Origin of the sequence: Roseofilum acuticapitatum BLCC-M154 (assembly GCF_030068475.1) — a bacterium.
GTDB classification, from domain to species: Bacteria; Cyanobacteriota; Cyanobacteriia; order Cyanobacteriales; family Desertifilaceae; genus Roseofilum; species Roseofilum acuticapitatum.
In genome coordinates this window covers 29,893-49,393 of record NZ_JAQOSP010000036.1, presented here as the reverse complement: position 1 = coordinate 49,393, position 19,501 = coordinate 29,893, and the positions used below count along the sequence as shown (strand labels likewise).

Here is a 19,501-nt window from a genome sequence, read left to right as displayed (position 1 = left end):
ATCGTTGATAAACACTCCATGCGATCGCAGTATTCCCCCCGTCGAACCAAGATTGTTGCTACCATTGGCCCAGCTACTAGCAGTGCAGAGGTGCTTCGTGAGCTAATCCTAGCCGGAGCAACGACCCTCAGACTGAATTTTTCCCACGGCAGCCATGAAGATCATCAGCGCAATATCCGTCTGATTCGCCAAGTGTCCTTTGAGCTGAATCAGCCGGTGGGTATTTTACAGGACTTACAGGGGCCGAAAATTCGGTTGGGGAAATTCGAGCAGGGATCGGTGGTACTGAAAAAGGGCGATCGCTTCACGCTAACGAGCGATCGCATGTTGGGAACACAAGAAATTAGTTTTGTCAGCTACGATCGCCTCGCAGAAGAAGTCCCTGTAGACTCCACCATTCTCCTCGATGATGGTCGAGTCGAAATGAAAGTGGAAGAGATCGATCGCAGCACCCAACAACTCCACTGTCGCGTCACAGTTCCCGGAACCCTCTCCAACAACAAAGGGGTCAACTTTCCGGGGGTTTATCTCTCCGTTAAAGCCTTAACCGATAAAGACCGGGTGGATCTAGCCTTTGGCTTAGATCAAGGGGTAGACTGGATAGCCCTCTCCTTTGTCCGCAACCCCCAGGATGTTCTGGAGATTAAGGAAATTATCTCCAATGCAGGCAAACAAGTGCCGGTGATCGTCAAAATCGAAAAACATGAGGCGATCGAGCAAATGGACGCTATTCTGAGCTTATCCGATGGGGTCATGGTCGCTCGCGGAGATCTGGGAGTAGAAGTGCCCGCCGAAGACGTACCCATGTTGCAAAAACGCCTAATTTCTACCGCCAACCGTCTCGGTATTCCCGTAATCACGGCGACCCAAATGCTTGATAGCATGGTCAGCTCCCCCCGTGCCACCCGTGCAGAAATTTCCGATGTTGCCAATGCCATCCTCGATGGAACCGATGCGGTAATGCTCTCCAACGAAACCGCCGTCGGTAAATTCCCCGTAGAAGCCGTTGCTACTATGGCCCGCATTGCCCAACGGATCGAAAAAGAACCCCATACCCGCAACGCAGAGACCAATGGTCGCCAGTCCATTCCCAGTGCCATCTCCCAAGGGGTAAGCCGCATTGCCGAACAGCTCAATGCCGCCGCCATCATGACCTTGACGAAAACCGGTTCAACAGCTCGCAATGTGTCTAAATTCCGTCCCATCGCTCCCATTTTAGCCATTACCCCCCAAGTCTCGGTGGCACGGCGGTTGCAATTGGTGTGGGGAGTAGACACCCTCTTGGTTCTCGATTTACCCTCCATGAATCAGACGTTTGAAGCGGCAATTAATACAGCCCAAGAGCAGCATTTACTCCAGGAAGGGGATTTAGTGGTGATGACGGCAGGGACTTTAACTGGAGTGCCCGGTTCAACGGATTTGATTAAAGTACAAATTGTCACGGCGGTTCTAGGCAAAGGAACGGGAATTGGCCAAGGCTTAGTCAGTGGTCGAGCCAGAATTGCCCACAATGGGTTAGAAGCCACCCATTTTCATCCCGGTGATATCTTGGTTGCGCCAGAAACGGGAGCCGATTTTATTGAAGCGATTCGCAAAGCCGGGGGAATTATTGTGGAAATAGACAGCACCACCTCCCATGCAGCTATTATTGGTTTGCGCTTAGGAATTCCGGTGCTTGTAGGCGTTCAGCGAGCGACAGAAGTTATCCGTGATGGGGAGTTTGTCACCTTAGATATGGCGCGGGGTTTGGTCTATTCTGGCTCATCGAGAATGTAATTAACCTGAGATGGCAAAGGATACTTTTCACGAACAAGTTAAGAGGGGATTGGAAAAAGAAGGCTGGGCGGTGACTGACGACCCGTTATTTTTGAAGTGGGGAAATACAACGACCTATATCGATCTGGGAGCAGAAAAATTATTGATGGCCACAAAAGAAGAGAAAAAAATAGCAGTTGAAATCAAAACCTTTTCTGATATTTCTCCCATGTTTGCTTTTCATGTGGCTGTTGGACAATTTGTGAACTATAAAGTTATGCTTGAGAAACTAGAACCCGATCGCCGCCTTTATCTTGCTGTTCCAGATGTTATTTATGAAACTTTATTTCGGTCGGAATTTGCCCAAGCTGTAATCGCTAAACAGGAAATTAGTTTAATCATCTACAATCCAGAGGAGGAGATCATTGAACAATGGCTACCTTAGAACATTTACGCAGTGCAGTCATTCAAGTCTTGGAAGAGTTATACTGTTATAATACTTCCCGTCAAGAAAAGGATGTTTTTTCAGAGATTATTTTGGATAAGGAACGAGATCATTATCTTTTGTTAGATGTAGGTTGGAAAGGAAAGCAGTATATTTATGATCCTTTTATTCATATTGACATTAAGGATAGTAAAATCTGGGTGCAACGCAATTTTACGGATGTGGATTTGGGAGAGAAGTTAACGGCAATAGGGGTAAAGAAGGAGGATATTATTTTGGGTTTGCATTCGCCTTTCATGCGCCAGTTTTCAGGTTATGGAGCAGTTACGGTAGAATAAGTTTGCGATCGCCCTTATCAATACCCATGTCCACTCAAACCCCTCTCAGTTCCCAGCCTTCTCTGTCCCTCAAAGAAGCGATTAAAAACAGTCAAACCTATCTGCTCTCGCAACAATATCCCCAGGGGTACTGGTGGGCGGAACTCGAATCGAATGTTACCATCACGGCAGAGATGGTGATGTTGCATAAGATTTGGGGAACGGACAAAACTCGACCCCTGGATAAAACAGAAGCTTATCTGCGATCGCAACAACGAGACCATGGCGGCTGGGAACTGTATTATGGGGATGGGGGTGACCTGAGTACCTCTATCGAAGCCTACATGGCCCTCAGATTGCTGGGTGTGCCTGCCTCTGACCCCGCATTGCAAAAAGCCAAAACCCTGATTCTGCAAAAGGGAGGCATCAGCAAAAGCCGCATTTTTACCAAAATTCATCTCGCCCTTTTGGGGTGCTATGAGTGGCGCGGTGTGCCCTCTATTCCCCCTTGGGTGATGCTCTTACCCAATGACTTTGGGTTTAATATCTATGAACTCTCCAGTTGGGCCAGAAGTAGCACCGTACCTCTGATTATTGTATGCGATCGCCGCCCCATTTATCGCCCCACCCCCAACTTCAACCTCAACGAACTCTACAGCGAAGGCATCCACAACGTCCGCTACGAACTGCCCCAAAACCAAGATTGGACAGATATCTTCGTCTGGTTTGACCAAGGCTTCAAACTCGCAGAAAACCTTAATTGGATTCCCTTTCGTCAAGAAGGACTGCAAGCAGCAGAGCGCTGGATATTAGAGCGCCAAGAACCGAGCGGAGACTGGGGTGGCATCATTCCCGCCATGCTCAACTCCCTTCTAGCTCTTCGTTGTTTAGAATACAGTATCCGCGACCCCTTCGTACAACGGGGATTAGCCGCCGTAGACCGCTTTTGCATCGAAACCGAAGACACCTATCGCACCCAAGCCTGTGTTTCCCCCGTTTGGGATACCATTTGGGTATTACGCGCCCTAGTCGAATCTGGATTAGCCCCCAACCATCCCGCCCTCGTCAAAGGGGGAGAATGGCTACTCGATAAACAAGTTTTAGCCTATGGAGATTGGGCCATTAAGAATAAAGTCGGTAAACCCGGCGGTTGGTCATTCGAGTTTGACAACCAATTTTATCCCGATATCGACGATGCGGCCGCTGCCGTCATGAGTTTAATCGAGTTAGAGCTACCCGACGCAGAAAAAAAATGGGATGCGATCGCCCGTTGTGTAGACTGGATCATGACCATGCAATGTCAGGCCGGAGGATGGGCAGCCTTTGACCTCGACAACAATCAAGATTGGTTAAACAGTCTCCCCTACGCAGACCTCAAAGCCATGATTGACCCCAACACCGCCGACGTTACCGCCAGAGTCCTCGAAATGCTCGGCGAACTCAAACCCCATACTCACCAACTCAACCCCCCCGCGCTCACCGAGCAGAGTCGCAATGAGCGCACCCAAAGAGCATTAACCTACCTCCAACAACAACAAGAACCCGAAGGCCCTTGGTTTGGCCGTTGGGGCGTAAACTACATCTATGGAACCAGTGGCGTACTCTCCGCCCTCGCCCTCATCGCTCCAGATAGCCATAAAACCCAAATCGAAAAAGCCGCCAACTGGCTCATTTCTTGCCAAAACGCCGATGGTGGATGGGGCGAAACCTGCCACAGTTATCATGACCCCAGCTTAAAAGGCATCGGAGTTAGCACCCCCTCCCAAACCGCTTGGGCCTTAATCGGATTATTAGCCGCCGGAGAAGCCACCGGAATCTTTCCCTGGCAGAATTTAGAATGGGGAATCAACTATTTACTCTCCTGCCAACTGCCTAATGGAGAATGGGAAGAAGCCGAATTTACCGGAACCGGTTTCCCCTGCCACTTCTATATCAAATACCACTTTTATGCCCAATACTTTCCCCTCATTGCCCTCAGCAGATATCACCAATTAATCACTAACCCTTAACAATGAGTAAGTATGAATATTCAATTCATTTCCGGAAACCAATCCATTTGAATCTGTTCAATAGAATAGGGGCATGTTTCTGGAAACTCCCAATCCAAAATACCCGTTTCATTCGCAGCATCCGCTCTAGCATCTTCATAAACCTTCGATAGATTTTGCCAATATCGCTTTAAGCTAGGTGTATCTCTGAGATAACGTTTCAGATTATTTCGTTCTCGTTTAATGGTAATTTCCCAAGAGCGAGAACGTTTTTCGGGTTGGTATTCCCATTTCAAAAGATGCTGAATAATTAAGCGAATAGACGATAAAAAGCGATCGCGCTCTCGTTTACTCAAGTCTTCAATCTCTGGTAACAGATTCTCCCAATCCACTTCACCATAGCGCTCTTGCCGAATCAGAGCGACCTGTTGTTCAACCCATTGGATGATATCAGTTTCGTAGAGCATAGTCTGAAAAGGGCGATCGTAACTCATTCTATCCTAAAAATAACCTTTTCTAGCCCCTCCATTAAGTAATTGTTGTTCTAATTTATCAGATATCCCTGGATTATTAATAAATTTTGCATCCTTTGCTTGTGGGACTTCATCAAGCGTAACATCTGTCAAGTTAGTACCTATAAGAGTTGCATTAGTTAAGTCCGTTTTCGGTATCCTTCGATTTCGATATTTCTGGATATTCTTTTTGAATTGTTCTACTGCCATTTTTTGTGCTTCCAATGGATTCTTTGAGTTGTCGAATTGCTTGACACGCTCTCGAAGCTCTTCGAGTTCTTGCTTAAAATTCACATCTTGATTCACCTTATCTATTGTCTCTTGGTTAAATGACAAAGAATGGTTTTTAGGATTATCTAAATATTTATCAATACTCTCCTCTAAATCATCAATTAAGTTATCGTAGCTTTTCAAATTAGCACCGGTTAAATCAGCACTGGTTAAATCAGCACCGGTTAAATCAGCACCGGTTAAATTAGCACCTGCTAAATTAGCATCGGTTAAATTAGCACCGGTTAAATTAGCACCTCTTAACTCAGCCCTCGTTAAGTTAGCACCCGTTAAGTTAGCATTAGTTAAGTTTGCCCTATTTAAATAAGCATCCGTTAAGTTAGCATTAGTTAAGTTTGCCCTATTTAAATAAGCATTACTCAAGTTCGCAAAAGCTAGATTCAAACAATTTGGCTTAGGGCATTGAGTAATTTCTAAATAAGCATCGTTTAAAAGAGCGCCTTTTAATGTAGCATAACTTAAGTTAACACCAGTTAAGTTAGCGCCTGTTAAGTCAGTCATAGTTAAATTAGCTCCTTTTTCAATTAAGATATTACCACTTGATTTATCACTAGCAGTTACACTTAAGTCAGCACCACTTAAGTTAGCGCCTATTAATTCAGCGCCTCTTAAGTCAGCACCCATTAATTTAGCGCCCCTTAAGTCAGTACATTTTTGTTTTGCTGTTTGGTTTAAGTTGAAGACTCTGAACAATTCAAGAATAGGAAATTCAGACAAAATATCAGCCTCTTGAAGCATCTCACATTTAAGGTCTGACCCTATAAGCTTTGCTTCAAGTAATTGTGTGTTCAAAAAGCTTGCTCCTCTTAAATCTGCGTAGGATAAATTGATATTATTTAAGTTGTATCCCGTAAAATGAACAAACTTCAGATTTCCTCCCTTGTAAAATTGACATTGGTCAGGATGACTGGCTGAATTGCTTATATCACAAGGATCATTTGGATTTTTTTCAGGAATACCTAATTGGTGGAGAAAAAGCACAAGTCTAGCTTTTCTATCATTTCCTTCAGTTAACTCCCGCAAAGTAACTACAGTTAAATTTTGAATAAAACTTTCTCTTTCTTTTTTCGATTCTTCAGAATAATCCCTAGAAAGCTCTATTTCCTTAATCGTATTCATATACCCTTCAAGAATTCTTTGATTATTGAGTTCATTAGTTGTTTTACGTTCCCTTAAATCAGCTTTATAATTTGAGTAAACACCAAATATTCCAGCACATAAACCAACAACAATCGCTGTGGGGAATATGGTTTTGAAATCTTCAAGCCACTCTAATCGAGATTTGAGTCTTTGAATGACATTTTTAGGTTGAATTAATTCTTGATACTTTTTGTCTTCTAATAATGCTTTTAAATCTTCAAAAGCATGGTCGTTTTTGTCCAAGAAAAAGTCACGCAATTTTTGCTCACTTAAATGCTCTGAGTAGTTCTCTGCTATTTTGCGGGCAATATCTTCAAGTATTTTCTCCTTAATCAAATTTAAATCAGGATCGAGTTGTTGAAATTCCCTCTGGGGATTCTTTGACCCTGTTGTTTCAGGAGATGAAGCAGCTTGGGTTTCATCAAGATTTCTTTCTTCACTGGTTGGATGAGCTTGTTCCTGGGGGTTTGGTGTTGGATCAGTCATGATAATTGAGTGAGAAGTCAAAAAAATAACCGATAATTCAGAGGTATACTTTAGTTTAACTTCCTTAAAAAGACTATATTGTAAACAATTATAACTTTATACTCATTTTTGAATCTTATTTTTGCGAATTAGCTGAACTAGAAGTAAAATTTTGTAAAGCGATGGAATTTACGGTTCGGATTTAGGTTATTTTTCTCCATATTTAGGATGCAAAAAATCATAAATATCACCCCTAAATGAATGACATTGCCACAAGAAAGGCAAACTCAGATCAACCCCCAATTATCTCTGGATCGGATTTATTAGCACCTCTAGTACCACAGCAGAGAAAATCGCTGAATTCTGTCAAAAGTGTTAGCTTGTCGAGTTTGCTCTGTTTGGCTCAATATTCGTCAAGAAAATATTTTAGGTTCGGCAAGGATAATTTATGCGACGAAATAAGGAATTGCAGCTATGAATCACTCCTCACTCCCCCTGTTTGGTAAAACCCAATTCATCGAAAATCAACTCAATGAATTTTTCGATCGCCTCTCAGAAGGGGGAATGTACTTTGAGATGGGTATGGTACTATACCTAGAGACCGAAGCCCTAACCCCAGGCTGTGAAGAAAAAATGCAACAAATCAACCAAGTTAAACATCGCTGTAATACCTTGCGCCGGGAAATTGAATCCGAACTCTACACCGAAATGCTCATTCCCGATGCACGGGGAGATGTATTAAGCTTGCTCGAAGCCTTATATTATCTCATTGGCTTAATTGGGGATAATTTCCAAAACTTAATGATCGAAGAACCGATTATTCCCACTCCCTATCATAGTGATTTTAAGCAGTTAGTTTCCATGGCTGTTCAATGTTTAGAAACGATTGTCCTCACCTCTCGCGCCTTTTTCCGCGACTCCAGAACCGTGCGCGACTATGCTTATAAAGTGCGAGTTTATGAAGCAGAAGCCGATCAAATTTCCTTTCGCCTCAAACGGGAAATTTTTCGCTCCGTTTTACCCCTGGCACACAAAACTCAATTGCGAGATGTGATTGATGTGATTGATGAATTAGCCGATGCATCCGAAGATGTGGCCGATAAATTATCGATTTATGCCATTAAACGAGCATTATAGTATTTCACGCGACAGAAGAGTAATGGGAAAACTATTCCCCCATTCCCCCCATCCCCCCATCCCCCTATTACCATCATGGATGTTATTACCGCTTTAATCTTCCTCTCCAGTGGACTATTTTTAGGATGGTCTCTCGGTGCTAATGATGCTGCTAATGTGTTTGGTACTGCGGTGGGTAGTCGGATGATTCGCTTTTCCACAGCCGCCTTTTTATGCAGCGTCTTTGTGATTTTAGGGGCAGTTATTGGGGGCGCAGGGGCTGCCGGAGGACTGGGAGAACTGGGATCGTTAAATGCCTTGCCGGGAGCCTTTACAGTGGCATTATCAGCCGCTATCACCGTGTTTTGGATGACTAAGTTAGGTCTACCCGTATCTACCTCTCAAGCGGTGGTGGGGGCGATTATGGGTTGGAATCTATTTAGTGGAGCAATTACCGATTTAGCGGTGTTATCAAAAATTGCCCTGACTTGGGTGGCTTGTCCGGTTTTGGGGGGCATATTTGCGGCAATTTTATATCGCTTGATTGTCAGTATTATTAATCAAGTTAAACCCCATTTGTTGCAATTGGATTTATATACCCGTTGGGGGTTGATTTTAGCGGGAGTTTTTGGTTCCTATGCCTTGGGCGCGAATAATATTGGTAATGTGATGGGGGTGTTTATTCCCTCTTCTCCGTTTACGGAGTTTAGTCTAGGGGAGACCGTGCGGGTTAGTTCTGTGCAGCAATTATTTTTACTCGGAGGAATTGCCATTGCCATTGGAGTCTATACTTATTCTAAGAAAGTGATGATGACGGTGGGCGGGAGTTTAATGAAGTTATCGCCCATTGCTGCTTTTGTGGTGGTGGTTGCCCATTCTTTAGTGTTATTTGTGTTTTCTTCGAGGGAATTACAACAAACGTTGATTAACTGGGGACTGCCTCCGATTCCCCTAATTCCGGTGTCGAGTTCCCAAGCGGTAATTGGTGCAGTGATTGGTATTGGGCTATTACAGGGAATGCGAGGCGTAAGACAAATTCGCTGGCGGGTTTTAGGGGAAATTGGATCGGGTTGGGTGGCGACTCCGGCGATCGCCACTTTAATCAGTATTATCCTCCTCTTTATTGTACAAAATGTCTTTAACCAACCGGTGTATGAGGAAATCCACTTTCGCCTCTCCCAACCCGTATTAATGTATCTACAAAAGCAAGGTGTGCCCACTGCCGAAATTGCCCCCCTAGAAGGTCAAACCCTGACTAAACCCATTAATTTTCGCACAGCCTTAAGACGAGTCGCTACCTTAACCCCAGAACAAGAATCCCAGGTGATAGCAGCAGCAGAACTCTATCCCCTACACATTACTCCAGAAGCGATTAACAAGATTGATGCTCAAGCCTTAACTCCAGAGCAACTTTTAGCCCTTCAGCGCTTAACCGGTCAATCCTTTGATTATAAATGGGAATTTCAGCAAGCGTTAGGCGTACAAACTACTGCCTGGCAAAAACAACCGGGAGAAGAGCAGTTAGACGACCAATTCCTTTATCTAGAAAAACTCTTTTATGATCCAAAAAATGAGTAGGGGTTAACGGCCGTTAACCCCTACAGTTAAAAATGAGGATTAAATCAATTTTCAAATGTCGTAGCTAAGGGTTTCGGAGACAATTGAGCCACCAAAGAGGCGATCGCCTGGGTATAATGAGGATCGGAAGACGTAGCTCGTAAACGAGCATTTTGCACCAAGCGTCGTTGATCTTGTTGACTCAACTCTATCGCTACATCGGGCGTAATCCCGGTTTTGCTAATATCCGTTCCCTTCGGCGTGTAATAATGGGCGATCGTCACCGCTAATCCGGAGCCATCAGAGAGAGAATGAACCGCTTGCACCAAAGCTTTACCAAAGGTTTTCGTCCCTACAATCTTAGCTCGATGATTATCTTGCAGAGCGCCCGTCAGGATTTCGCTCGAACTCGCCGATCTTTGATCGACTAAAACCGCTAAAGGACGTTGAGTTAAGGCAGTACGATTCGCTCGCACAGACTCCCGATGACCATTACGGTCAATGGTACTCACAATCGCTCCATTTTCCAGCCACATGCGGGCAATTTCAATACTCGATTCTAATAATCCCCCTGGATTACCGCGCAAATCTAAGACAAATGCATCTACCTTTTGATGCTCTAAATCCTTAATCGAGCGCTCCATTTGTTCGGCTGCATGGGAACTAAACTCATCTAAACGAATATACCCCACTCGCAAAGAACCCTCTTGTTTCACTTCAGCATTTACAGAAGGAACTTCTACCGTTGCTCGCACTAACTCTAACTCAAAGGGGCCCCATCCCGGTCGGGTGACTTGCAGTTGAACTTTGCTTCCTACATCTCCTCGAATCAGTTGAGTAGCCGCTTGTATGGACATTCCCTCTGTAGAGCGACCATCAATGGCTAAAATGATATCTCCAGCAATAATCCCCGCTTTGAAGGCTGGAGAGTGGTCATAGGGTTTAATCACGGTCAATTGGCGGGTTTGGGGATGGATTTCTAAGGAAATACCGACTCCGGATAACTCTCCAGAGGTTTGCTCGGTGAGTTGCTGAAACTGGTTGGGGTCAAGAAAACGGGTATAGGGGTCATTGAGCTGTTGCAAGGCAACACGAATGGCTTTGTAGGCTTGGTCTGGACTGGTATATTGGCGATCTAAGAGTTCCTGTCGCACGTTTAACCAGTCTACTTGATTAAAATTGGGGTCAACATACTCACGGTTTACGATTTGCCAGGCTTCATCCACAATGGCTTTGGGACTATCCTGTAGGGCTGCACGGACTGATTGACACCAGGCTGTACCAAGTAAAGATAAGGTTGCTGTCGTGGTAACTGTGCCCGTAAGCAACGCAATCTGAAGCGGTTTTAAACAATTTTTATACCAGTTCATTGGGATTAGCCGCGATCGAGGTTAGAGAGTGAGCTGTCCTAGTCTATCTTGATCTTCCGTTTTACCCATCAACCGATCCAGTGGACAGGGATACTCAGTTGATCGAAGAATGCAAAATGCTTAAGGAGAGCGCTTTGATTCTACTTCAAGATAAATCACTCACTTTCCCTATTGTGTGACACTTTTCCCGAATTGCCACCAGGGAACATAACATAACTTTACATCGGCTAAGGAAAATGGCGATCGCCTATACTCAAATCGCATCCCCCTAGCCAATCCTATGGAGATAGTGATGAAGATTTGGGCACAACTAGGCTCTCCTGTACTGCGTCGTTGGCGGCGGTTGGGCACTTGGGTACTCCTTAGCCTGATTGTAGTGGTTGTCAGTGGGTGGGCGATCGCCACCTCCCAAAAACTTTCTGCGGCTTCCCAATCCCCCCTCGATGCCTATTTAATGTTAGGGGGCAGTATTCGCCGGGAAGTACATATCACCCAAGTCGCTAAGGATCATCCCAACATTCCCATTTTAATCTCCCAAGGGGCCGACGATCCTTGTATTTTACGCCTCTTTGAAGTGAATGCTTCCCCTCAAGATCGAATCTGGTTAGAACGTTGTGCCAATTCTACCTTTGAGAATTTTTACTATACTTTACCCATTCTTAAACAATGGGGCGTTCATCATGTGCAAATGATTACCTCTGCCCGTCACCTCCCCCGCGCCCAATGGTTAGGACAAATCATCCTCGGCAGTCATGGCATTTGGATGGAAACTTATACCGTCAAAGAAAAAGGAATTCCCGGTAATACTGAATCGGGTTTAAAAACCACATTAGATGTCATTCGTAGCCTCATTTGGGCAGGAATTAGCCAATTTTATCAACCCACCTGTAACCAATTCTATCCTCTAGTCGATGCTAATTTACAAGAGTGGATAGACAAAGGATATGACTGTGAAGATCAATGGGATTTACGCCCTATTTTCAAGGATATGCCTTAAGTCCCGATAGGCAAAGTTAGAATTAGGATAAACCCTCAGCGCTATGATGACTGAAACCTTATCCGCACAAACCATCACCCTCAGAGACCTGATCGATCGCTTTGGCTTAACTTTAACTGAAGATGAAAACTTTTTCCCCGAATGGCAAGAAAATTTACCCGATATTTCTCCGAGCGATCGCCAACTCCTCGATAAAGTCAAAGCGGGTTACATTAACCTCCTCAACCATCCCCCCTTACTCGAAAATGTCGTTAGAATGGCGATATTAGACCCCATCCTATTCATCGGCAACTTCTATATCTCCCCCTTCTATATCAAAAGCGAAGAACCCATAGAGATTAGCGCCGAAGACGATGGCGTAATCATCAAGGGTCGAATTGATACCTTGATTTTGAAAGAACAATTTTGGATCGTGGCGATCGAATCCAAAAAAGCTGCCTTTTCCATCGAAGAAGCCCTCCCCCAGATCCTCGTCTACATGCTCGCCAGTCCTCACCCCGAACGCCCCTGTTTTGGTATGATTGCTACAGGAGGCAGCTTTATTTTTATCAAGCTCGTCCGGGGCGAAATCAACCGCTATGCTTTATCAGATGTTTTCAGTCTTCGCAATCGCGGTAATCAACTCTACGAAGTGCTACGAATCTTAAAACACCTCAGCCAGTTATAGCCCCATCCCCCCATCTCCCCATCTCCCCATCTCCCAACCTGACAATTCTGCCCATTGTTCTGTATTCTGAAAAGAACCAACGTTATTATAATTTTTGTAAACAAACTTGAATTGAGCATCCTTCCATGAGTAACAGCCCACTCCATGCCTTCTTTGTCGGTCGCGCCCTATCCGAGGCGATCGCCGAAGAAGTCGAATACACCCTAACCCATGCCCTCAGTAACTTTGGCAAAGCAGACGCAGAACAACAAGAGAGGCTGAAAAACTTCCCACAAATGGTCTTAGACCGGGCAACAGCAGCAGAATCCGCCGCCCGCAACGGCAACCCTTCCCCCACTCCTGGACAACCCAATACCCCTACCCGTGACCTGCAAGAAACCCTAGATGATTTGCGGGCCGAAATTGCCCAACTGCGTTCTGAACTGCAAAAATATCGCTCCCGTTCCACCTAAAAACCAACCCATCAATCGCCCACTGATGACCTCTGTATCTGCGCTCTCTAACCTATCCGACAACCCATCAGCCCTTTCCCCCTCCAGTGTTATGGAACAAGGCTATAGCAGCAAATCCTATCGCTGGAATCGCCCCAAATATTCCCGAAACCGTCGTTTTCTTGATATTTGGAGTTTCTTCTGGCTGTTTTTAGGCTCTCTATGGCTCAATGGTAAAGCCTGGAGTTACCAAGGCGGTATGACCGAGGAAAAAATCCAAAAAAGACGGCGACAGCAAGCCATTTGGATTCGGGATACCTTCCTCGATCTAGGGCCCACGTTTATTAAACTCGGCCAACTCTTCTCCACCCGTGCGGACTTATTCCCCCTTGAATATGTAGAAGAACTCTCCAAACTCCAAGACCGCGTACCGGCTTTTAGCTATGAAAAAGCCGAAAGCATTATCAAAGAAGACCTAGGCAAGTCTGTTCAAGACCTCTACCGCAGTTTTGACCCTATCCCTATGGCTGCTGCCAGTTTAGGCCAGGTTCATCGTGCCCAACTCCATAGTGGCGAAGAAGTGGTCGTTAAAGTCCAGCGGCCCGGTTTGCGACAACTCTTTACCATCGATTTAGCAATTCTCAAAGGGATTGCCCGCTATTTCCAAAATCATCCCGACTGGGGCAAGGGACGAGACTGGCTCGGCATTTATGACGAATGTTGCCGCATTTTGTGGGAAGAAATTGACTATCTCAATGAAGGTCGTAATGCAGATACCTTTCGGCGCAACTTCCGCCAAGAAAATTGGGTGAAAGTGCCCAGAGTCTATTGGCGCTATACTTCTCCCCGTGTCTTAACCCTTGAATATGCTCCGGGGATTAAAATTAGTCAGTATGAAGCCTTAGAAGCAGCCGGCCTAGACCGGAAACAGTTGGCTCAGTTGGGAGCAAAAGCCTACTTAATGCAAATTCTCTATAGTGGGTTTTTCCATGCTGACCCCCATCCGGGTAATATTGCCGTGAGTCCAGATGGATCGCTGATTTTTTATGATTTTGGCATGATGGGCCAAATTCAGGCGGTTACCCGTGAAAAACTGTTAGATACGTTTTTTGGCATTGCCCAGAAAGATGGGAATCGGGTGATGAATTCTTTGATTGCTTTGGGGGCACTGGCCCCAACTGGGGATACGGGGCCGGTGAGGCGATCGATCCAATATATGTTGGATCATTTTATGGATCAGCCTTTTGAAACCCAGTCCGTGAGTCAAATTAGTGACGATCTCTATGAGATTGCCTACGATCAACCCTTCCGGTTCCCAGCAACCTTTACGTTCGTGATGCGAGCGTTTTCAACCTTGGAAGGAGTGGGTAAAGGTCTTGACCCAGAGTTTAATTTTATGGAAGTAGCTAGACCCTTTGCAACAGAGCTTATGAATAGTGGAAATGGATCGCCAGGAAATGATTTGTTGGGCGAACTCAGTCGCCAAGCGACTCAGATGAGTAATACGGCTTTGGGGTTGCCCCGGCGTTTAGAGGATGCTTTGGATAAGTTGGAGCAGGGGGATATTCGCCTGCGGGTGAGAGCAACGGAGAGCGATCGCATCCTCAGACGCATTAGTAGTATGAGTTTGGTGAATACCTATGGTATTTTGATTAGTGGCTTGACCATTGCGGCGGCGATTTTACTGAGTGCCGATAAACTCGGACTGGCTGTAGTGGTGGCTGTGTTGGCGATCGCCTTAGCAATCATGTTATTCCGTCTCCTGCGGCGCATTAATCGTTTTGATCGAATGCCTTAATCCAAAATCCCCCACCAGGGGTTACAATCAGAGGGGAGAAATCTCTTCATACCCATCCCTTACTTACTGTTGTGGTCAGCAAACTTATGAAACGCATCTTCACGGGTCTAACTGATACGGGGCGAGTCCGTTCTGTTAACCAAGATGACTTCTATAATGACCCGGAAGGTCGATTTTTTATTGTTGCCGATGGTATGGGCGGCCATGCTGGTGGCGAAGAAGCGAGTAAGTTGGCCACCAAAACCATTAAGGAGTATCTTTTAGCCCATTGGGACTCCGATAAGTCTTCCGATCGCTTGTTGAAGGCAGCCCTCTTAAAAGCCAATGATGCCATTATTGAAGACCAGCGCCAACATCCCGAACGCTCGGATATGGGAACGACAGCCGTAGTCCTGCTCTTCCGCAAATCCCCAGAGCAGGAGAGGGAAGAACCTTGGGTGGCTCATATTGGTGACTCCCGTCTTTATAGACTCAGGGGCCATACTCTACAACAGATAACCCTCGATCATACTTGGGTGGCTAAAGCCATGGCTTCGGGAGTCCTCGACCCCGAACAAGGGCGCACCCATCCCTGGAGGCATGTGTTATCCCAGTGTTTGGGACGGGAAGATACCCAAGATGAAGATATTGATGTAGACCCCATCGAGTTACAAGGGGGCGATCGCCTCCTCCTCTGTAGCGACGGCTTAACCGAAGAACTCCCCGACGGAACCATCGCCTCTACCCTCAAATCGATTCGTGCCTGTGACATGGCCGGACAGAAATTAATTGAACAGGCCAAAGAAAAAGGCGGACGCGATAATATCACCGTCACTATTGTTGTTCTAGAAAGTGAATAGGACTTAATCCCTCCATCCCTTCCATCCCCCCATCCCCAGATGAAAAACTAGGGATTTGTTCATCGTGAGCATTTTTACTTCTGTGAACTTGCTACAACATCACTCAAGGCAGGAAACTAAGGTGGCCAATCTGTCAAATATTTGTTATATTTCGTAACATGAAGCAGAAGTAAAACACTTCTCGCTCTTCTTAGTCCCACTGAATCTAAATTGAGGAGTCTTCAATGAACGAACCCATGCAACTCTCCCTAGAACAACAATTTAGCCTTCGGTCTTTCCAAACCCAAGTGGAGAAGATGAGTCGCGAGCAAGCTCAGGAATTCCTGGTGAAGCTCTATGAACAGATGATGCTGCGAGAAAGCATGTATCAGGAAGTTCTCAAACACGAGTGGGGTTTAGATTAGATTCAGGATAACTTATCGTATCTATTCAGAAGGTGAAGCTCAAGATTTGTTCAATCCTGCGTCTAACTCCCTCTTGAGAGTGCTAGGGTAAGGGTAGATTAACACTTCGGTATTACACTTACCCCTTATGTTCAAGCGTGCTTTAATCTCAACGGATTTATCGGATGGATTATATCGTCTGGTTAACTCAGTTCCCGCTCTTGCTCAAAGTGGTTTAGAGCAAATTGTATTTACCCATTGTGTGGCTTTAGAAGGAATCATTCCTAAAGCAGATAATGAAAAGATTGAATGGGCAAAATCTCAATTATCTGTGCTGCGTCCGAATATTCCTGATAGTCTAGAAATCAAGGGTGAAGTTGTTCCTTCAGTCAAACCCCATGAAACAATTCTGGATGTCGCCAAAAAACACAATTCTGATGTGATTATCATGGGAGCGAATATCCATACTCTCATGGATGAAAAAATCTTTGGCAGTACCAGTCGGAGTTTAGCCGAACATACGGATATCCCGATTATGGTTTTGCGTCCCCAACTGATTTCGACCTATACCTCTGAAGAATTAGATCTGCGGTGTCGTTATCTATTTCGGTATTTAATGCTCACCTATGATGGCAGTCCGAGTGCCCAATACTTGTTAAAGCGAGTTAAGGACTATGCCCAAAGCCGGCCAGAAAACTCCCTAGAAAAATTGCTACTTGTCTGGGTAGTTGAAGAAGGGAGCCGGAGAGAATATAAAGATGTGAATTATGAGTTGGAGAAAGCGCACACTGAGCTGGAAAAAGCCAAGGAAGACTTGTCGAGTCTGAATTTAGAAGTAGAGCTTGAAGTTCGCCAAGGGGAAATCATTCCTCAGATTTTTGAGTCAGCTTTAATGCATGATATTAGTGCGATCGCCGTTTCGTCAAGTCGCAGAAACAAAATTCTGGAATGGTCATCCCCCAGTGTGAGCAGTCAAATCTTGCGTCGGAGTTGGCATCCAATTATTTACTTCTCTCCTAAACACTAACTGGCAAACCCTAAAAGGAAGAATCTGGAACTCCAGCTTCCAACTTCATCATAATTTGGGGTTGGAGTTTCTCAAATTCTTTTTGCAATAGTTCTTTACTGCGTGTCGGTTGACCGCCAGCCAGAGAATCACTGGCGCTTGCCCAATCTTGTAGCCTTTGCCGTTGGGAATAGTTAACATCTATATTAATCACATCAGCACAACGGCCGGGTTCTTCTAAGGCAAAAAATAACAAGCAGTAACGCCCTGTATGGGCTAATAGATTAGCTAAACGCTTACCTTTATTACTTTTGAGATCCATATAATATCTCAACCATCTGGGCCCCTGTTTGGGATCGTATAAAACGGTGAGCCACAAAATCATGGGATGGGGAGAAACAGAATACAAGAAATTTTTATAGGTTTTATTGTATAGTCGGCTGATTTGTCGCTGTTCGATTTCCTTTTTTTTCAGCATTGCCCACAGGGTGACTACAGATTGTTCTGTTTGAGTTTGCAAAACTTGCGGAAAGACAATTTGAGCCAGGGGTTTGCCTTTCGGCCAAGTTTGTTCCCAACAGATCATATCAATGGCCGGTGTGGTCTCAATCACTTGCAATTTTCCGGTGTCTTTTCCAAGACTACGGTTAGGAGAAACTTGGGTTGAAGAAGTGGGTTTAACGGCGGGAGAAGGATCGACAGGGGTAGAGGGAGTTTTTTGAGCGGGTGGGGAAGTAGAGGAGGGTTGCTTACCATTTTCGGTAGGTTTTGGGGAGCTGTGGAGATTTTTGTGATCTTTTTCTAGTTGTTCTAGAGTTTGGACGATTTCTCGCGCACTCTGGGGCCGTTCTTTGGGTTTTTTGGCTAAACATCGAAAGACTAAGCTTTTCAGTTCTGAAGGCAGTTTGAGATAAGGGGCAACGGATTCAAAGGAGCGGGGGGTTTGGAAGTGATGAGTTTTATACCATGCGCCAAAGGTATGGGTTTCTGCGGTCAGGGGCATATGACCGGTGAGCATTTGGAACATCATCACCCCTAAGCTGTAGAGGTCGGAGCTGCTGGTGAGTTCTTTGCCTTCCATTTGTTCGGGGGAGGAATAGGCTAAAGTCCCCATAAAACAGTTGGTTTGTCCGGCTGTTTCTTCTTGGAGTAGTTTGGCAATGCCAAAATCGAGAATTTTCACCATTTCCCCAAAACTAGAATCTTGGGTGACGAGGATATTGCTGGGTTTGATGTCTCGATGGACGATGGGGACGGTTTTGCCGTCTTTTTGAATGCCTTCGTGGGCGCATTGTAAGCCGAGGGCAATTTGTCGGGCTAGACTTAAGAAGCGTTCTAGTTTGATGTTGTCTTCGCGGATGACATCGCTGAGGCTGTCTCCTTGGAGGTATTCCATGACGTAGAAGGGGATTTCGTCGGTTACGCCATAGTCCATGACGCGGACAATGTGGAGGCTATGTTGTCCGAGGAGGGCGCAGGTGGTGGCTTCTCGCTCGAAGCGATCGCGCATTTTTTTATTGAGAAGGGCTTGGGAGAGAAATTTAACGGCAACCAATACTCCGCCGACTCTGGCATCTTTGGCTAGGTAGACTTTCCCCATTGCTCCCTTACCGAGGAGTTCAACAAGCTCATAGCGATTAAATAAAACACGGCCAATATTGGGGTCACTCATTAGACGTTACACCGGGATACTCGAATGAAATCGAATTATTTAGTATAGTTGAGGACGGTATCGGTAAGGAGAGCAAATGCACCTCATCCAAATTCTGCTGATCCTATCGGATTTTACCGTCTACTCTAAATTCATGAACTGATTTAGAGTGTTGGTTGGATAGTTAAGGGTTTCTAGGATTTCCACCTTTACTTTCAATTGTAGCTTGAGTTCGTAAAGGTTCACTGAGATTAGCTTTGAGATTAGCTTTCGGTTTGCCTTTCGAGTCGAGCTTCCATGGCACTGGTTAAGTAATGTCCTGCCATGACTGCACTGGAGAGATGATAGGTGTCGTAGTCGATGCGATAGAGGGTTTCAAAGCTGCTGCGCCGTTCTTTGTCTCCGAGAACCCAATAGCGCTGAATGATGGAGTCGGGAGCTACCCAACCTTCTCCTTCGACTTTTCCGAGGACGCTGTGTTGAAGGACGAAGGTATATTGGCGTTCGCCACTGTCGAGACGGCCTTTGTACTGAAAGGAGATGGGGGAGCGATCGCTGTCGGTAAAGGTGAGTTTCATGACCATGGTAAACCAGTTATCCTGAGACCACCGTACTAGGGTTGCGCCTCGGATGGCGATCGGCAGGCCATCTTTTTCTAGCCAGTTTCCTTCGAGTGTCCAGCGTCCGGGTTCCATTAAGAATGTATGAGCCACTTCGATCGCCTCTAAATTCTTGTCTCAGATCGTTTCTAGTTTTAAGCAACACTGCTTATG

The 19,501-nt window shown here is 45.4% G+C and carries 18 protein-coding genes; 13 read left to right on the top strand and 5 right to left on the bottom strand.

What is annotated here, in order from left to right:
* The first annotated feature begins 18 nt into the window (after positions 1–18).
* From pyk to shc, 4 genes are read left to right on the top strand one after another with little or no spacing between them, the layout of a single operon-like run.
* Entirely contained in the window at positions 19–1,776 is a 1,758-nt protein-coding gene (gene pyk / locus PMG71_RS05175; protein ID WP_347179205.1) for a pyruvate kinase, read from the top strand.
* A gap of 10 nt (positions 1,777–1,786) precedes the next feature.
* Positions 1,787–2,200, top strand: a complete 414-nt coding sequence (locus PMG71_RS05170) for an element excision factor XisH family protein (protein ID WP_283752580.1) — start codon at positions 1,787–1,789, stop codon at positions 2,198–2,200.
* Positions 2,188–2,538 carry a XisI protein gene (locus tag PMG71_RS05165; protein ID WP_283752579.1) on the top strand — a complete coding sequence of 117 codons (351 nt, stop codon included), beginning with the start codon at positions 2,188–2,190 and terminating at the stop codon, positions 2,536–2,538. Before PMG71_RS05170 ends, PMG71_RS05165 begins: the two co-directional genes overlap by 13 nt.
* Positions 2,539–2,564: 26 nt before the next feature.
* Positions 2,565–4,526, top strand: a complete 1,962-nt coding sequence (gene shc, locus PMG71_RS05160; RefSeq protein ID WP_283752578.1) for a squalene--hopene cyclase — start codon at positions 2,565–2,567, stop codon at positions 4,524–4,526.
* 20 nt (positions 4,527–4,546) lie between these two features.
* Here shc and PMG71_RS05155 read toward each other — a convergent pair whose 3' ends face one another.
* Both PMG71_RS05155 and PMG71_RS05150 read right to left on the bottom strand, forming a co-directional pair.
* Positions 4,547–4,999: a DUF29 domain-containing protein gene (locus PMG71_RS05155; protein WP_283752577.1), complete on the bottom strand. Its 453-nt coding sequence runs from the start codon at positions 4,997–4,999 to the stop codon at positions 4,547–4,549.
* 6 nt (positions 5,000–5,005) lie between these two features.
* Entirely contained in the window at positions 5,006–6,934 is a 1,929-nt protein-coding gene (locus PMG71_RS05150) for a pentapeptide repeat-containing protein (protein ID WP_283752576.1), read from the bottom strand.
* A 453-nt stretch (positions 6,935–7,387) separates the two neighbouring features.
* On the opposite strand from PMG71_RS05150, the gene PMG71_RS05145 reads away from it, so the two are divergent.
* Both PMG71_RS05145 and PMG71_RS05140 read left to right on the top strand, forming a co-directional pair.
* Positions 7,388–8,050 (top strand): DUF47 domain-containing protein, encoded by a 663-nt coding sequence (locus tag PMG71_RS05145; RefSeq protein ID WP_283752575.1) that lies wholly within the window; start codon positions 7,388–7,390, stop codon positions 8,048–8,050.
* A 75-nt stretch (positions 8,051–8,125) separates the two neighbouring features.
* The gene (locus PMG71_RS05140) at positions 8,126–9,607 is read left to right on the top strand and encodes an inorganic phosphate transporter (RefSeq protein WP_283752574.1); all 1,482 of its coding nucleotides are present in this window, start codon (positions 8,126–8,128) and stop codon (positions 9,605–9,607) included.
* Between the two features lie 44 nt (positions 9,608–9,651).
* Here the strand turns inward: PMG71_RS05140 and ctpB are convergent, their stop codons facing one another.
* The gene (gene ctpB, locus PMG71_RS05135) at positions 9,652–10,956 is read right to left on the bottom strand and encodes a carboxyl-terminal processing protease CtpB (RefSeq protein ID WP_283752573.1); all 1,305 of its coding nucleotides are present in this window, start codon (positions 10,954–10,956) and stop codon (positions 9,652–9,654) included.
* Positions 10,957–11,248: 292 nt separating this feature from the next.
* Between ctpB and PMG71_RS05130 the strand changes: the two genes are divergently transcribed.
* From PMG71_RS05130 to PMG71_RS05100, 7 genes are all read left to right on the top strand, one after another.
* Entirely contained in the window at positions 11,249–11,953 is a 705-nt protein-coding gene (locus PMG71_RS05130) for a YdcF family protein (protein WP_283752572.1), read from the top strand.
* 46 nt (positions 11,954–11,999) lie between these two features.
* Positions 12,000–12,620: a restriction endonuclease subunit R gene (locus tag PMG71_RS05125; protein WP_347179203.1), complete on the top strand. Its 621-nt coding sequence runs from the start codon at positions 12,000–12,002 to the stop codon at positions 12,618–12,620.
* 125 nt (positions 12,621–12,745) lie between these two features.
* Positions 12,746–13,072, top strand: a complete 327-nt coding sequence (locus PMG71_RS05120) for a DUF6825 family protein (RefSeq protein ID WP_283752570.1) — start codon at positions 12,746–12,748, stop codon at positions 13,070–13,072.
* A 25-nt stretch (positions 13,073–13,097) separates the two neighbouring features.
* Positions 13,098–14,849, top strand: a complete 1,752-nt coding sequence (locus tag PMG71_RS05115; protein ID WP_283752569.1) for an ABC1 kinase family protein — start codon at positions 13,098–13,100, stop codon at positions 14,847–14,849.
* Between the two features lie 86 nt (positions 14,850–14,935).
* Positions 14,936–15,688, top strand: coding sequence for a PP2C family protein-serine/threonine phosphatase (locus PMG71_RS05110; protein ID WP_283752568.1), 753 nt, complete (start codon positions 14,936–14,938; stop codon positions 15,686–15,688).
* 224 nt (positions 15,689–15,912) lie between these two features.
* Positions 15,913–16,092 carry an NblA/ycf18 family protein gene (locus tag PMG71_RS05105; RefSeq protein ID WP_283752567.1) on the top strand — a complete coding sequence of 60 codons (180 nt, stop codon included), beginning with the start codon at positions 15,913–15,915 and terminating at the stop codon, positions 16,090–16,092.
* 127 nt (positions 16,093–16,219) lie between these two features.
* Positions 16,220–17,098, top strand: coding sequence for a universal stress protein (locus tag PMG71_RS05100; RefSeq protein ID WP_283752566.1), 879 nt, complete (start codon positions 16,220–16,222; stop codon positions 17,096–17,098).
* Positions 17,099–17,108: 10 nt separating this feature from the next.
* Here PMG71_RS05100 and PMG71_RS05095 read toward each other — a convergent pair whose 3' ends face one another.
* Positions 17,109–18,749: a serine/threonine protein kinase gene (locus PMG71_RS05095; RefSeq protein ID WP_283752565.1), complete on the bottom strand. Its 1,641-nt coding sequence runs from the start codon at positions 18,747–18,749 to the stop codon at positions 17,109–17,111.
* A gap of 242 nt (positions 18,750–18,991) precedes the next feature.
* A complete protein-coding gene (locus tag PMG71_RS05090; protein WP_283752564.1) occupies positions 18,992–19,441 on the bottom strand; it encodes a hypothetical protein in 450 nt (149 codons plus the stop codon).
* Positions 19,442–19,501: the final 60 nt, after the last annotated feature.

Excerpts from the sequence above, each read along its gene's own strand:
- pyk (WP_347179205.1), top strand. The coding sequence starts at position 19 with ATGCGATCGCAGTATTCCCCCCGTCGAACCAAGATTGTTGCTACCATT.
- PMG71_RS05170 (WP_283752580.1), top strand. The coding sequence starts at position 1,787 with ATGGCAAAGGATACTTTTCACGAACAAGTTAAGAGGGGATTGGAAAAA.
- PMG71_RS05165 (WP_283752579.1), top strand. The coding sequence starts at position 2,188 with ATGGCTACCTTAGAACATTTACGCAGTGCAGTCATTCAAGTCTTGGAA.
- shc (WP_283752578.1), top strand. The coding sequence starts at position 2,565 with ATGTCCACTCAAACCCCTCTCAGTTCCCAGCCTTCTCTGTCCCTCAAA.
- PMG71_RS05155 (WP_283752577.1), bottom strand. The coding sequence starts at position 4,999 with ATGAGTTACGATCGCCCTTTTCAGACTATGCTCTACGAAACTGATATC.
- PMG71_RS05150 (WP_283752576.1), bottom strand. The coding sequence starts at position 6,934 with ATGACTGATCCAACACCAAACCCCCAGGAACAAGCTCATCCAACCAGT.
- PMG71_RS05145 (WP_283752575.1), top strand. The coding sequence starts at position 7,388 with ATGAATCACTCCTCACTCCCCCTGTTTGGTAAAACCCAATTCATCGAA.
- PMG71_RS05140 (WP_283752574.1), top strand. The coding sequence starts at position 8,126 with ATGGATGTTATTACCGCTTTAATCTTCCTCTCCAGTGGACTATTTTTA.
- ctpB (WP_283752573.1), bottom strand. The coding sequence starts at position 10,956 with ATGAACTGGTATAAAAATTGTTTAAAACCGCTTCAGATTGCGTTGCTT.
- PMG71_RS05130 (WP_283752572.1), top strand. The coding sequence starts at position 11,249 with ATGAAGATTTGGGCACAACTAGGCTCTCCTGTACTGCGTCGTTGGCGG.
- PMG71_RS05125 (WP_347179203.1), top strand. The coding sequence starts at position 12,000 with ATGACTGAAACCTTATCCGCACAAACCATCACCCTCAGAGACCTGATC.
- PMG71_RS05120 (WP_283752570.1), top strand. The coding sequence starts at position 12,746 with ATGAGTAACAGCCCACTCCATGCCTTCTTTGTCGGTCGCGCCCTATCC.
- PMG71_RS05115 (WP_283752569.1), top strand. The coding sequence starts at position 13,098 with ATGACCTCTGTATCTGCGCTCTCTAACCTATCCGACAACCCATCAGCC.
- PMG71_RS05110 (WP_283752568.1), top strand. The coding sequence starts at position 14,936 with ATGAAACGCATCTTCACGGGTCTAACTGATACGGGGCGAGTCCGTTCT.
- PMG71_RS05105 (WP_283752567.1), top strand. The coding sequence starts at position 15,913 with ATGAACGAACCCATGCAACTCTCCCTAGAACAACAATTTAGCCTTCGG.
- PMG71_RS05100 (WP_283752566.1), top strand. The coding sequence starts at position 16,220 with ATGTTCAAGCGTGCTTTAATCTCAACGGATTTATCGGATGGATTATAT.
- PMG71_RS05095 (WP_283752565.1), bottom strand. The coding sequence starts at position 18,749 with ATGAGTGACCCCAATATTGGCCGTGTTTTATTTAATCGCTATGAGCTT.